Source organism: Phaeobacter gallaeciensis, from assembly GCF_001678945.1.
Taxonomy (GTDB): Bacteria; Pseudomonadota; Alphaproteobacteria; order Rhodobacterales; family Rhodobacteraceae; genus Phycobacter; species Phycobacter gallaeciensis_A.
Genome location: NZ_CP015124.1, coordinates 1,368,370 through 1,382,159, shown reverse-complemented (window position 1 = coordinate 1,382,159; position 13,790 = coordinate 1,368,370). Strand labels below are relative to the sequence as shown.

The window sequence follows — 13,790 nt, the reverse complement described above, 5'->3', positions numbered from 1 at the left end:
AGATGACGGCTCCGATGCGTCCTCAGATGGCAGTGTGCCCGGGCTGCGTTGCGGCGCCGTCTGGAGCTGTGGAACAGGCTCCGACAGACGCACGGCTGGCCTTGTCCCTGCCGTCAATCCACTGTCAGGGCTGCATTTCCGCGGTCGAGCGCGGGCTGAACGCCCATCCGGGCGTAAAATCGGCGCGGGTTAACCTGACCCTGAAACGGGCTCTGATCGAAGCGGAGCCAGATGTACACGCCGCCGATCTGATCCCGGTGCTCGAAAATCTGGGGTATGAGGCGCATGAGCTGGATGTGACCGCCCTTGCGGCAACCCAGAACGATACCGCAGGCCGGGATCTACTGATGCGGCTGGCGGTTGCGGGCTTTGCCTCGATGAACGTCATGTTGCTGTCGATCTCTGTCTGGTCCGGAGCTTCGGACGCGACGCGGGACATGTTCCACTGGATTTCGGCGGCGATCACCTTTCCGGCGATCATTTTCTCGGCGCAGCCTTTCTTCAAGAACGCCTGGAGCGCACTGAAGGTCGGGCGCCTCAATATGGATGTGCCCATTGTCCTCGCTCTGGTTCTGGCGCTGGTGACCTCGCTTTGGGAAACCTCGCTGTCGGGGGAACATGCCTATTTCGATGCAGCGCTGACGCTGACCTTTTTCCTGTTGGCAGGCCGTTATCTGGACTATCGCACCCGTGCCGTGGCGCGGTCGGCAGCGCAGGAGCTTGCAGCGCTTGAGGTGCCCCGGGCGATCCGGCTTCTGGACGGTCAGGAATATGAGGTCCCTGTCGCCGATCTGGCCATCGGCGATCTGATCTTGGTGCGTCCCGGCGGGCGTATGCCGGTGGACGGGGAAGTGACCGATGGGCATTCGGAACTGGACCGGTCCCTGCTGACAGGGGAAACGCTGCCAGTCTTTGCTGGTCCCGGCACCGGGGTTTCGGCGGGTGAGGTGAACCTGACCGGGCCACTGACCATTCGCGCAACGGCGGTGGGGGAGGATACCTCTCTGCATCGCATGGCCGATCTGGTGGCGATCGCCGAGTCGGGCCGCTCGCGTTATACATCGCTGGCCGACAAGGCCGCCAAACTCTATGCGCCCGGGGTGCACATCCTGTCAGCGCTCGCCTTTGTGGGCTGGTATCTTTACACCTTTGATGTGCGCACGGCGCTGAACATCGCTGCGGCGGTTCTGATCATCACCTGTCCCTGTGCGCTGGGCCTTGCGGTGCCTGCGGTGACCACGGCGGCCTCGGGACGGCTGTTCAAGAAGGGCATGCTGATCAAGCATTCCACTGCGTTGGAACGGCTTGCAGGCGTGGATACCGTTGTCTTTGACAAGACCGGGACCCTGACGGCTGGCACACCCCAGTTGGTCAATCTGGACGAGATGGCGCAATCCGATCTGGAAATCGCGCTGGCACTGGCCGCGCCCTCAGCGCATCCGCTGTCGGTGGCGCTGGCACGTGCCGCGCGGGAGGCCGGGATCACTCCGGCTGAGGTTTCTGAGCTGAAAGAGGTGCCGGGCTACGGCACTGAAGGCATTTTCCAAGGCCGCCGCGTGCGGCTGGGCCGGGCGGCCTGGGTCGGCGCCGCGCAGGGCAGTCAGACGGCTGCCTGGCTTGATACCGGCGATGGCAATCCGCGCGGTTTCCTGTTCACTGATGCGCTGCGTCCCGGCGCGGCCGAAGCGGTGCGTGCGCTGCAGGCGGCGGGTAAGGACGTGTTACTGATTTCGGGCGATACCACCGGCGCGGTGGAGGCGCTGGCGAAGCGGCTTGGCATCGAAAAATGGGTGGCCGAGGCGCTGCCAGAGGATAAGGCTGGGCGCATCCGCATGCTTGCAGGGCAGGGGCGCAAGGTGCTGATGGTCGGCGACGGTCTGAACGACACTGCGGCCCTCGCGGCGGCGCATGTGTCGATCTCACCTGCCTCGGCGCTCGATGCGGCGCGCGTGGCCTCGGATATCGTGCTATTGGGGCAAGATCTGGAACCCATCGCCGATGCCTGCACCGTGGCGCAAAAGGCGATCCGCCGGATCCGCGAGAATTTCCGCCTTGCCACCCTTTACAACGTGATCGCGGTGCCTTTGGCTGTGGCGGGGCTGGCAACGCCCCTGATCGCGGCGCTGGCGATGTCCAGCTCTTCGATCACCGTATCGCTGAACGCGTTGCGCCTGAAATCCTGAGCTGAGAAAGTCCGCAAGATGAGCGTCCTGTCCTACCTGATCCCAATTTCGCTGATCCTGGGCGGGGCGGCGCTTGTCGCCTTTATCTACACCGTGCGGTCGAACCAGTATGACGATCCCGAAGGCGATGCTCGGCGCATCCTGAGCGATGAATGGGATGATCACCCGAAACCCTGACCCGTGGCGCTGTGCAGGATCACACAAAAGAAAAGGCCCCGTCGTCCGGGGCCTTTTTCGTTTCTGGTGGTCTGGTGCCTTGTCCCTTGCATGGGCAAGGGGGTCAGGAGGCGGGTCCCAATGTATCGCAGGTCACGTTGCGGGCCTGTAGGCGCCGACAAGCCAGTTCCGCGCTTTCCTTGCTCATGCCAAGGAAGTTGGCTTCAAACCCCAATCTGGATTTGGACACCTTGCGCAGCGAGCCATTGAGCGTTTCCATTTCCGACAGGGCCGTGCGCAGCAGGACCTTTTCCGCTTCATACCGGTTGGTGTAGCGGCCCACGTTGATACCCCAGTAGCGCCCCCCGGAGGTCGAAAGACGGGTGACAACAACCGGTTCCGGCTCGGCGGCGGTCTCTGCCTTTGCCAATCTGGCCGGGCGGGCGACGGGGCGCAGGCCCTTGAAGAAGGTCTTTACAGCCGTGCCAACGGTCGGTTTCTCGGCAGAGGCGGGAACCACTTTGGCTTCGGTGATTGCGGCTTCGACGCTGGCCTGCAGGATCTCGGGGTCGAGCTTGGGCGTCGATGCCACGGTATCCGCAGCGGTTTCTTCTGTGGTCTGGCTGGCTTCGGCGACCAGCACCGGCGCTGTATCTTCGGCAGGCTCGGTTGCGGGGCGCAGGCGCGGACGCAGGCTGGTTTGGACCCGGCCGCTGACGCGGATGGTCTTGCCTGCGGCGCCATCAGCCACCTGGATGTTCTGGTTGCCCACATAGGCGGGCATCGCCGGTTTGCGCAGTTTCGCGTGCGCCGGGGCACGGCGGAAGCCGAGGTCCAAAAGCTCTGCGACCTTGGCGTTGCGCGAGGTCGAGGATTTACCGCCGAACACGGTAGCGATCACTCGCTCGTTGCCGCGCTTGGCCGAAGCCACGAGGTTGAAACCGGCGGCGCGGGTATAACCCGTCTTGATCCCGTCAGCGCCCTTGTAGGCCGCCAGAAGGCGGCGGTTTGTGTTGGGCACGACGCGCACGCCGGCGTCGGTGGAGGTGCGCGAAAACAGGTTATAATACTCGGGGTAGTCATAAAGCATGTGACGTCCCAGGGTGGTCATGTCCCGGGCGGTGGACATATGGCCGCTTTCGGTCAGACCATGGGCGTTCTTGAAGGTCGTGCGGGACATGCCAAGCGCCTTTGCGGTGCGGGTCATGCGGCGGGCAAAGGCGGCTTCGGATCCGGCCAGAGTTTCGCCGATGGCGGTCGCGGCGTCATTGGCTGATTTCACTGCGGCGGCACGGATCAGATATCGAAATGCGATGCGCTGCCCCGAGCGAAGTCCGAGCTTGGAGGGCGGCTCGGAGGCAGCGTTGCTGCTGATGCGAACCTTGTTATCCAGCGATATTTCACCGTTCCGGACTGCTTCAAACGCGATGTAGAGCGTCATCATCTTGGTAAGCGAAGCCGGGTGCAGGCGTGTGTCGGCGTTGCGCGAGTGCAGCACCTCGCCGGTCCGGGCATCCACGACCATTGCCGCATAGGGGGCGGCGGTTGCCTGGGTAGGCGGAAGGCCCACCAACGCGACTGTTAGAACAACACCCAAGGCCCAAGCCATCTGCCGGGCGAATGCCCGCAGGGCGTGGGTCAGCGGAATACACCTGACCTGCACGATATCTGCCATTTTCTGCCTCTCGCCGCCGGTTTTCCGGCTGACTGTTCTACTTCTTTAACAAAACGGTAGCATGTGATGGCGCTGGAATAAACCATTTCCGTGACCGGTTCTGCAGCTGCGGCAGGTACATATACCGACATGTTGTAGCGGCTTTGAGTGCGTTGCCTAGATGTGCGTTTGGTTAAAAAAGTGTTGACCAAAAAGGTGGAAAATTGGGCGTCTGGCCCGCTTTGCAGCGCTGAAAAATCAGTCTAGGCGATGCGTTTCGGCAACAGGTTTTTGGCGCGTCGAGCTGTGTGGCTTGCGGGTTGAGTTCTATCCGATTTCCCGGATCAGATCCTGAAGGCAGCCAAGGTCCGAAATCTCGTGATACCGAGGGTGCCGCTCAGGTGCCTCGGCGTGCTCAACCTCCCAGATCAGCCCGTGCGGCACATAGGTGCCCCAGCCTCCGGCCTTGATCATCGGTACCACGTCCGAGCGCATGGAGTTTCCCACCATCATTGCCTGTGCCGCGCCGGTCCCGTGCCGCTCGAAGATATCGTGGTAGATCGGGGCGGTTTTTTCCGAAACGATTTCGACCCCATCGAACAGATCGCCCAGCCCCGATTGCGCCAGTTTGCGCTCCTGATCCAGAAGATCACCCTTTGTGATCAATACGATACGGTAGTCACCAGCCAGTTTCTCCACGGCCTCACGGGCATGGGGCAGCAGGTCGATCGGATAGGACAGCATCATCTGTCCGGCGACGATCAGCTCTTTGATGACGCTGGCCGGGACCTGTGATTCGGTGACATCTATGGCGGTTTCGATCATCGACAGGGTGAAGCCCTTCACGCCGTAGCCATAGCGTCCGAGGTTGCGCTTTTCCGCCTCCAGCAGCCGCGCGGCTAGCGCATCGGGACCCATGTCCTGCGGCGTATGATCCTGCAACAACTCGGCAAAACGCTCTTGCGTGACACGAAAAAAGCGCTCGTTGTGCCAGAGGGTGTCATCGGCATCAAAACCGATTGTCGTCAAATTGCGTGTCACTGAGGCCATACACTCTCTTTTCCTGCGCGGTCAAAACGCTATATATGCGATGAAACCAATCCAAGCACGACCGGAATAGAGACGCTATGCTGCTTCAGCCAGTGATGATGACGGACAACTCGGACGACGACAGCGATCTTGGTGTCCTGACCAAGACCCGGCCGAAAACCCAGCGACCGCCGCGCTACAAGGTTCTGCTGCTCAACGATGACTACACCCCGATGGAATTCGTGGTCATGGTGCTGGAACGGTTCTTTGGCATGACACACGCGCAGGCGTTTGAAATCATGCTGACCGTGCACAAAAAAGGTCTGGCCGTGGTTGGTGTTTTCAGCCACGAGATCGCCGAGACAAAGGTCGCGCAGGTGATGGATTTTGCCCGTCGCCATCAGCATCCGCTGCAATGCACCATGGAAAAAGAAGACTGAAGAGGTCCCGCTATGTCCGTTCGCCTGTCGCTCGCTCTTGAGACGGGCGGCTTTGCGGTGCCTGCAGAGGGCCGTATCGCCGTTTTCCACCCGCGCGCGGAGCACGATCTGTCGTGCCTGCCAAAGGATCAGCTGGTGCTGATCCAGCCGATGCGCGGTGAATACGATGCCTTTGCCGCGCAAGGGTACGATTGTCGCCCCGAATTGCCGGATGACATGCGGTTTGCCGCTGCCGTGGTGTTCCTGTCCCGCGCCAAGGCGCAGTCGCGGATGGCGGTGGCGCAGGCTTCGGCCCTGACGGACGGTCCGGTGCTGGTAGATGGGGCCAAGACGGACGGGATCGATTCCATCCTGAAGGAACTGCGCAAACGCATGTCCCCGTCCGAACCGGTGTCCAAGGCGCATGGCAAGGTCTTCTGGTTCGATGGCGGCGGTGATGCGCTGTCCGACTGGTTGCCGCCCGCAGACGGCGTTGAGGTTGAGGGCTTCGTGACCGTGCCGGGAGTGTTTTCCGCTGACGGAATCGATCCGGCCTCGAAACTACTGGTCGACGCCCTGCCTGCAAAACTTGGCCGTGCCGTTGCTGATCTCGGCGCAGGCTGGGGGTATCTGTCCCGGCAAATGCTGAGCCACCCTGAAATCGAAGAGCTACACCTGGTCGAGGCCAATCATGACGCGCTGTCCTGCGCGCGGGGCAACGTTGCCGATGACCGGGCGCAGTTCCACTGGGCCGATGTGCGCAATTGGAAGGCGCCGGGGCAGATGAACGCGGTGGTGATGAACCCGCCGTTTCATAGCGGCCGCAGCGCTGAGCCGGAGCTGGGGAAGGCCTTCATTTCCCGCGCTGCCGAGATGCTGACCGCCTCGGGGCATCTGTGGATGGTTGCCAACCGGCATCTGCCCTATGAGATCACCCTGTCAGAGCGGTTTGCCGCGGTCGAGGAAGCTGCCGGCGACAACCGGTTCAAGGTGCTGCACGCCAGCCGCCCCAAACGGCAGCGGCGTTAGGGCGGTAAGGTCACCCCGTATTGCAGGTTTTCAAACCGAATGGTCCGGTCTAGGCTCCGGCTCAGTTTTCACTACGCGACGCAACATTCTGGAGTGCCCGAATGTCCTTTTCGATTTCCGGCAAAACTGCCATCGTGACCGGCGCCTCAAGCGGGATTGGTCTGGCCATTGGCAAGCAGTTCGCGGATGCCGGTGCCAACGTCATGTTTGCCGACACCAACGAGGCGGCCCTGATCGCCGAACTGGGAGAGCAGGCCGACGAAAGCAACATCCGCTACTTCGCCGGGGATCTGCGCGAAAGGCTGACTATTGCCAATCTGTTGTCGGCGACCATCGATGCCTTCGAAGACGTGGATATCCTCGTCAACGGCGCCCGTCAGGTGGTCCCTAGTGACCCGCTGGACCCGAAGGATGAGTCGCTGGAACTGCTGCTGACCGAGAACCTGTTGCCGACACTGCGTCTATCGCAGCAGGCGGCGCGGCGGATGATCAAGCAGGGCGAGGGGCGCGAGCCGGGCGCTGCGCGCGGGGCCATCATCAACCTGTCGTCGATCGCGGCGCGGCGGACCCACCCCGATCTGATGGCCTATTCGGTGGCTTCGGCGGCGCTGGATCAGCTGACCCGGTCGCTCTCTGTCTCTTATGCGCCGCATGGGGTCCGGGTGAATTCCATTGCCTTTGGCTCGGTGATGAGCGCGTCGCTCAGGGGCACGCTCAAGGACAACCGCGCCTATCGTCAGGATATCGAAGATCACACACCGCTGGGCCGCATCGCCGCACCGACCGAGCTGACCGAAACGGCGCAGTTCCTTGCCTCGGACGCGGCCAGTTTCATGACGGGCCAGATCGTGACGGTCGATGGTGGTCGCACGCTGCTGGATTCCGTTGCCGCTCCTGTTCACTGATGAATTCCGGGGCTTGCTTGCGCTCACGCAGCGCGGCGTCCCACAAGTACCGAAAGACGCTCTGAGATGACTGCTGAAATGAAAGACGAAAAAGCCCGCGCCGCCGCCTGGTTCCGCACCCTGCGCGATGAGATCGTCGCGGCCTTCGAGGCGCTTGAGGCGAGCCATGACACCGGCCCCTTCTCGGATCAGGCGCCGGGCCGATTCGAGGTGAGCGAGACGAAGCGCACCGCGGATGACGGGTCGGACGCGGGCGGCGGGCTGATGAGCGTGATGCGGGGCGGCCGTGTCTTTGAAAAGGTTGGCGTCAATATCTCGGAGGTCTACGGCACGCTGGGCGAGCGGGCGCAGAACGCCATGGCGGCGCGCAAGGGCATTCCGGGCATGAAGGATGACCCGCGGTTCTGGGCCTCGGGCATTTCGCTGGTTGCGCATATGCAGAACCCGCATGTGCCTGCGGTTCACATGAACACCCGCATGTTCTGGACCCCGCATGCCTGGTGGTTCGGCGGCGGCTCGGACCTCAACCCTTGCATCGAGTATGCCGAAGATACCGCGCATTTCCACGCCCAGCAGAAAAAGCATCTCGACCCGCATGGCGCCGATCTTTATCCGCGCCTGAAGGAATGGGCGGATGAGTATTTCTACATCCCGCATCGCCACCGTGCGCGCGGGGTTGGCGGCATCTTCATGGATGATCGCTGCACTGGTGACTGGGAAGCGGATTTCGCCCTGACCCAGGACATTGGCCGCGCCTTCCTGCCAGCCTATCTGCCGCTGGTGGAAAAGCGCCGGGTTCAGCCTTTTGATGACAAGGACAAGGAGGCGCAGCTTGTGCATCGTGGCCTCTATGCCGAGTATAATCTGGTCTATGACCGGGGGACAAAGTTTGGTTTGGAAACCGGGCACGATGCTAATGCGGTTCTGATGAGCCTGCCACCGCTGGCCAAATGGGTCTGAGCGGCGCAGCAAACTGGCTCCGGGCATATCGGTTTCTGCGAAAAAATCCGAGGATGTAGTCCGCGCGAGCCAGAGGCGGGGCAAAAGACTGTGTTTGTTTGTGTGCGGAGGGATGATGCGGTTCTTTTTGATGTCGGCCCTTTGCCTTATGGCACTGGCTGCTTGCGGCACCCGGCCCGAGCCGGAGCGCCCGGCGCCGACCCAGCTTCCGTCCGATGCACAGCTGGCCCGGCTGGTGACCTATCCCCGGTTCGAGGACAGCGATCCGCATTCATGGGAGGGACGCACGCCCTACTCCTATGCCATTCACGGAATTGATGTGTCGCGCTGGCAGGGCGACATCGACTGGGACACGGCCAAGGCGGCAGGCGTCTCCTTTGCCTATCTCAAGGCGACCGAGGGCGGGGATCTGCTGGATCCGGAGTTCGGCGACAACTGGCGCGGCGCTGCACGGGCAGGGATGCCGCGCGGGGCCTATCACTATTTCTACTTCTGTCGCCCTGCGCGGGAGCAGGCGCGGTGGTTCATCCGCAACGTGCCGCGTGATGCAAAGGCGCTGCCCCATGTTCTGGATATGGAGTGGAACCACCACTCAAAGACCTGCAGGCATCGCCCCGATGGTGCGCATATCCGCTCTGAGGCGCGTAAGTTTCTGGATATTTTGGAGGCTCACTATGGCCGCCGCCCGGTCATCTACACCACGGTGGATTTCTTTGCCGAAACCGGCATCGGTCGACTGCGCGGCACGGAGTTCTGGCTGCGTTCTGTCGCCGGGCATCCGCGCCAGACCTATCCCAGCGCCTTCTGGCGGCTCTGGCAATACACCGGCACCGGGCGGGTGCCGGGGATCGATGGCGACGTGGACCTCAATGTGTTCCACGACAGTCCCGAAAGCTGGTTGCGCTGGTCCGGCCAGCTGGAACAGTAGGGCGCAGGATCAGGCTCGCCGCCAGCCTGCCTCGGCCAAGGCCTGACCATACCCTTTCGCGATGCGCATCTGCTCCCCCAGCCCCTTTTTCAGCAACAGGGCGTGCATGCGTCTGAGCTGCCAGCAGGGAACGTGCATTACCATGTGATGCTCCAGATGGTAGTTCACCCAATAGGGCGCCACCAGAAGCCGGGCGAGCGGGCCTGCGCGGGTGGTGCGCACGTTCTGCAGCGGGTTTTCGGATTGCTCGGTGGCGCCATGCTCGGCGATGTTGCGCACCCGCAGCACGAACTGGAACCAAGTGAGATAGGGCAGCAGCCAGAAGGCAAGCCCCCACCACCAGTCGCCAATCAGACTGATGAGCAGGGCAATGCCGAAAAATACCGGCAGTGCCCCCCAAAGGCGCGGCGCCTTGAAGCTTTGGGCGAAATCGGAGTTCGCTGCCTTGATCGCGTCGTCATCTCCGGCCAGCTGCAGGGACATGGCGATCTGGCCCAAAAGCTGTTTGATGCCGGTCTGCCCGGTCAGATCGCGGGTGAACTTGCGCCGCAGCGAGGCGCGGGAGGTGGGGAATTTCGACGACAGGACCAGATCGGGGTCCTTGTCCGTCTGGGTGAACCGGTGATGGGTCAGATGGTAATGCCGATAGGCGCCCAGATCCGCGAGAATGGGGCGACCGCAGAGCCAGTCCCCGGCAAGCTCATTCCAGCGGCGGGTCTTGAACAGCGCGTTATGGGCTGCCTCGTGCATCAGGATCGCCAGCCCCAGCTGGCGCGAGCCGATCACCATCACGGCGAGTACAAAGGTCAGAACATTGGGCCAGAGCGCGAAGAGCGCGATCGCCAGGGCAATCGTGCCCCAGCAGTGCAGTAGCAACCACAGTCCCATAGGATCCGATCGTTCCGCCAAAGGGCGAATTTCGTCAGAGCTGAGATATGTTTTTCCCGGTGTCATGCGTGTAGTCCTCCCAAGCCTCAGGCTTCCAGCAGAAGCGCAAACAGGTCAAGAAAACCGTGGCGTCAGGTCCGGGGCGGGGCGGTCAGCCGCGCCAGTCGAAGAAACCTTCCCCGGCCTGCTCCAGCAGTTTTGCCGCCATTTCACGGCCCAGCTCCGGTCCGTCCTCGATCGCGCAGGTCTGCGCATCCTGAAGGGCTTCGGAGCCATCGGGACGCAGCACTTCGCCGCGCAGGCGCAGGGTGGTGCCATCAAGCTCCGCAAGGCCCGCGATGGGCGTTTCGCAAGACCCGTCCAGCGCGGCCAGAAAGGCGCGTTCGGCGGCCAGACGCTGTGCGGTGACCCCATCGTGGATGGCCGCCAGCATATCACCGGCGCGGCTGTCGTCTGCGCGCCGTTCGATGCCAATGGCGCCCTGCGCCACGGCGGGCAGCATGTCGTCCGTGTCGATGCCGGTTGCGGGCACGTTCTCCATCGCCAGACGGTTCAACCCGGCCATCGCCAGGAAGGTGCATTCGGCCACGCCGTCGTCTAGTTTCTTCAGGCGGGTCTGCACGTTGCCGCGGAACTCCACCACTTTCAGATCGGGACGGCGGTTCAGCAATTGCGCGCGGCGGCGCAGCGAGGAGGTGCCCACGACAGAGCCCGGCGCCAGTTCGGTGATCGAGGACAGGCTCGGGGAGATGAAAGCATCGCGCACGTCTTCGCGCGGCAGGTAGCAATCCAGCACCAGACCCACAGGTTGCGCCACTGGCATGTCCTTCATCGAATGCACCGCGATGTCGATGGCGCCGGTCAGCATCGCTTCTTCGATTTCCTTGGTGAACAGGCCCTTGTTGCCGATCTCCTTCAGCGGGCGGTCTGCTGCGATCAGCGCCTGATTGTCACCGGTGGTTTTGATGACGACGATCTCGAAGGCCTCCTGCGGCAGCTCGAACGCGGCGGCCAGACGGTCGCGCGTCTCATGGGCTTGAGCCAGGGCCAGCGGCGAGCCACGGGTGCCGATCTTCAGGGGCGAAGCGGGGGAGGGCAGGTTCTGTGTCATGTCAGAACCTTTATTCGCGACATTATGCCGTGACAAGCATCGGCCTCACCACCCTTGACAATTTGCCGCTCAGCCTAGACCTCAGTACCCAAGAGAGAAGCGAGGGATCCCATGGCCGAACAGAAGAAACTGCTGCGCGCATTGGCAGGCGAAAAACAGCATGTGCCGCCGATCTGGATGATGCGTCAGGCGGGCCGCTATCTGCCGGAATACCGCGCGACGCGGGCCCAGGCCGGGGATTTCCTGTCGCTGTGCTACAATTCCGAACTGGCAGCCGAGGTCACCCTGCAACCGATCCGCCGCTACGGGTTTGATGCGGCGATCCTGTTTGCCGATATCCTGCTGGTGCCGCAGGCGCTGGGCGCGGATTTGTGGTTCGTCACCGGCGAAGGGCCGCGCCTGTCGACCATCACCACCGATGCGGATTTTGCCAAGCTTGGCCCGGTCAGCGACATCCACGAGACGCTGAACCCGATCTACGACACCTTGCGCATTTTGAAACAGGAATTGCCCAGCGAGACGGCTCTGATTGGGTTTGCCGGGGCGCCCTGGACCGTGGCGACCTATATGATCGCCGGACGCGGCACCCCGGATCAGGGGCCTGCCCATGCGTTGAAGGCAGAAAACCGTCCGCTGTTCGAGGCGCTTCTGACCCGCATCACCGAGGCCACCATCGATTACCTGTCGAAACAAATCGAGGCGGGCGCCGAAGTGGTGAAGATCTTCGACAGCTGGGCCGGATCGCTGAAAGGCGAGGATTTCCAGAAGTACGCGCTGGAACCCTGCCGCCAGATCACCGCAGCGCTGAAAGAGCGTCATCCCGGTATTCCCGTCATCGGTTTCCCGCGTGAGGCGGGCGACAAGTATATCGGTTTTGCCAAGGCAACAGGTGTCGATTGCGTAGCGGTGGATAATTCGGTGACCCCGGAATGGGTCGCTGAATATGTGCAGGTCGATGGTTGCGTGCAGGGCAACCTTGCCTCGCGTCACATGGTGACCGGTGGTCAGGATCTGATCGATGACACCCGCCGCATCGTCAACGCCCTGCGCGGCGGGCCGCATATCTTCAACCTTGGGCACGGGATCACCCCGGACGCCGACCCGGACAATGTGCAGCTGATGATCGATACGGTCCGCGAAGCCTGATCGTGCGTCGCGTTCAGCCAGTCAATATGTGAGCGAGAGTAATGGATTACAGCAAGCAAGGCGGCCAGAAACCGGGCCGCAACGAACCCCGCCACAGCGAGCATAACGCCAAGGGCACCGACAAGAACCCCTACAGCAAGCGCGAAACCAAGGCAGAGTTGCTGGCCCGCATGAAGAAGGCCGCAGCCGCCCAGAAGGACGGCTGAGCCGCGCCGTTCGGCCTTATTCGGTCAGGGTGCGGGCAATCAGCTCTTTCATGATCTCGTTCGACCCGCCGTAGATCTTTTGCACACGGGCATCGGCGTACATATTGGCGATTGGGTACTCCAGCATGTAGCCGTAGCCGCCGTGCAGCTGCAGGCATTCGTCAACCACATCGCATTGCATCTGGGTGACCCACCATTTCGCCATTGACGCGGTGGCGGCGTCCAGCTCTCCGCGCAGGTGCTTGGCGACGCAGTCATCCAGGAACACGCGGGCGATATGGGCGATGGTCTTGGCCTCGGCCAGCTTGAATCGGGTGTTCTGCATCTCGATCAGCGCCTGACCAAAGGCACGCCGCTCTGAGGTATAGGCGATGGTATCCTCCAGCGCCTTCTCGATCACGGCGGCGGCGCCAAGCGCGATCACCAACCGTTCCTGCGGCAGCGCCTTCATTAACTGATAGAACCCCTGTCCCTCGATCCCGCCAAGAAGGTTCTCGGGCGGCACGCGCACCTCGTCAAAGAACAGCTCTGATGTGTCCTGACTCTTGAGGCCCAGTTTCTCGAGGTTGCGACCCCGTGCAAATCCTTCGGCGCCCTCGGTTTCCACCACCAGAAGCGAGATCCCCTTGGCGCCCTGCGTGGTATCGGTTTTGCAGACAACGATGATCAGATCCGCCTGCTGACCATTGGTGATGAAGGTTTTGGAGCCGTTCAGCACGTAATCGTTGCCGTCGCGCAGGGCGTTTGTCTTGATGTTCTGCAGGTCCGACCCGGTGCCGGGTTCGGTCATGGCGATGGCGCAGACCATTTCGCCGCTGGCCATCTTGGGCAGCCAGCGCTGTTTCTGATCTTCGGTGCCATAATCAAGGATATATCCCGCGCAGATCTGGCTATGGACGGAATTGCCAAAGCCGGAAAACCCGGCGGCGCGGAACTGTTCGGTGGTGATTACCGCCTCGTGCCGGAAATCGCCGCCCATGCCGCCGTATTCCTCGGGGACCGATGCGCAGAGGAGGCCGAATTCCCCGGCCTTGTTCCAGAACTCCCGGTCGATATGGCCCTGCTTCTGCCAGCGTTCCTCGTGCGGGGTCATCTCGGCGGTGAAAAAACTGCGGCAGCTGTCCTGCAGCATCGCCAGTTCGTCCGTCATCCAGGGGGAGCTATGCGCTGTCATGG

14 protein-coding genes are annotated in these 13,790 nt (G+C 62.3%); 9 read left to right on the top strand and 5 right to left on the bottom strand.

Going from position 1 to position 13,790, the window contains the following annotated elements:
* Positions 1-2 precede the first annotated feature (2 nt).
* Both JL2886_RS06550 and ccoS read left to right on the top strand, forming a co-directional pair.
* Positions 3-2,183: a heavy metal translocating P-type ATPase gene (locus JL2886_RS06550; RefSeq protein WP_065271274.1), complete on the top strand. Its 2,181-nt coding sequence runs from the start codon at positions 3-5 to the stop codon at positions 2,181-2,183.
* A gap of 18 nt (positions 2,184-2,201) precedes the next feature.
* Positions 2,202-2,360, top strand: a complete 159-nt coding sequence (gene ccoS / locus JL2886_RS06545; protein ID WP_065271273.1) for a cbb3-type cytochrome oxidase assembly protein CcoS — start codon at positions 2,202-2,204, stop codon at positions 2,358-2,360.
* 103 nt (positions 2,361-2,463) lie between these two features.
* Here ccoS and JL2886_RS06540 read toward each other — a convergent pair whose 3' ends face one another.
* Together JL2886_RS06540 and JL2886_RS06535 are read right to left on the bottom strand one after the other, a co-directional pair.
* Positions 2,464-4,014 (bottom strand): D-alanyl-D-alanine carboxypeptidase family protein, encoded by a 1,551-nt coding sequence (locus tag JL2886_RS06540; protein ID WP_065271272.1) that lies wholly within the window; start codon positions 4,012-4,014, stop codon positions 2,464-2,466.
* 306 nt (positions 4,015-4,320) lie between these two features.
* The gene (locus tag JL2886_RS06535) at positions 4,321-5,034 is read right to left on the bottom strand and encodes an HAD family hydrolase (protein ID WP_065273571.1); all 714 of its coding nucleotides are present in this window, start codon (positions 5,032-5,034) and stop codon (positions 4,321-4,323) included.
* Positions 5,035-5,120: 86 nt separating this feature from the next.
* Between JL2886_RS06535 and clpS the strand changes: the two genes are divergently transcribed.
* From clpS to JL2886_RS06510, 5 genes are all read left to right on the top strand, one after another.
* Positions 5,121-5,462: an ATP-dependent Clp protease adapter ClpS gene (gene clpS, locus JL2886_RS06530; protein WP_065271271.1), complete on the top strand. Its 342-nt coding sequence runs from the start codon at positions 5,121-5,123 to the stop codon at positions 5,460-5,462.
* Positions 5,463-5,474: 12 nt separating this feature from the next.
* Entirely contained in the window at positions 5,475-6,470 is a 996-nt protein-coding gene (locus JL2886_RS06525; RefSeq protein ID WP_065271270.1) for a class I SAM-dependent methyltransferase, read from the top strand.
* A 101-nt stretch (positions 6,471-6,571) separates the two neighbouring features.
* Positions 6,572-7,375 carry an SDR family NAD(P)-dependent oxidoreductase gene (locus tag JL2886_RS06520; RefSeq protein ID WP_065271269.1) on the top strand — a complete coding sequence of 268 codons (804 nt, stop codon included), beginning with the start codon at positions 6,572-6,574 and terminating at the stop codon, positions 7,373-7,375.
* Between the two features lie 66 nt (positions 7,376-7,441).
* A complete protein-coding gene (gene hemF, locus JL2886_RS06515) occupies positions 7,442-8,335 on the top strand; it encodes an oxygen-dependent coproporphyrinogen oxidase (protein WP_065271268.1) in 894 nt (297 codons plus the stop codon).
* Between the two features lie 115 nt (positions 8,336-8,450).
* On the top strand, positions 8,451-9,263 hold the full coding sequence (locus tag JL2886_RS06510; RefSeq protein WP_065273570.1) for a GH25 family lysozyme: 813 nt from the start codon (positions 8,451-8,453) through the stop codon (positions 9,261-9,263).
* Between the two features lie 9 nt (positions 9,264-9,272).
* On the opposite strand, the gene JL2886_RS06505 is transcribed toward JL2886_RS06510, so the two are convergent.
* Positions 9,273-10,217 (bottom strand): fatty acid desaturase family protein, encoded by a 945-nt coding sequence (locus JL2886_RS06505; protein ID WP_065271267.1) that lies wholly within the window; start codon positions 10,215-10,217, stop codon positions 9,273-9,275.
* 85 nt (positions 10,218-10,302) lie between these two features.
* Positions 10,303-11,262 (bottom strand): hydroxymethylbilane synthase, encoded by a 960-nt coding sequence (gene hemC, locus JL2886_RS06500; RefSeq protein WP_065271266.1) that lies wholly within the window; start codon positions 11,260-11,262, stop codon positions 10,303-10,305.
* Between the two features lie 111 nt (positions 11,263-11,373).
* Here hemC and hemE point away from each other — a divergent pair, with 111 nt between their 5' ends.
* Entirely contained in the window at positions 11,374-12,408 is a 1,035-nt protein-coding gene (hemE, locus tag JL2886_RS06495; RefSeq protein WP_065271265.1) for a uroporphyrinogen decarboxylase, read from the top strand.
* A 41-nt stretch (positions 12,409-12,449) separates the two neighbouring features.
* A complete protein-coding gene (locus JL2886_RS19580) occupies positions 12,450-12,614 on the top strand; it encodes a hypothetical protein (protein ID WP_165832675.1) in 165 nt (54 codons plus the stop codon).
* Between the two features lie 16 nt (positions 12,615-12,630).
* Here the strand turns inward: JL2886_RS19580 and JL2886_RS06490 are convergent, their stop codons facing one another.
* Positions 12,631-13,788, bottom strand: a complete 1,158-nt coding sequence (locus JL2886_RS06490) for an acyl-CoA dehydrogenase family protein (RefSeq protein WP_065271264.1) — start codon at positions 13,786-13,788, stop codon at positions 12,631-12,633.
* Positions 13,789-13,790 lie beyond the last annotated feature (2 nt).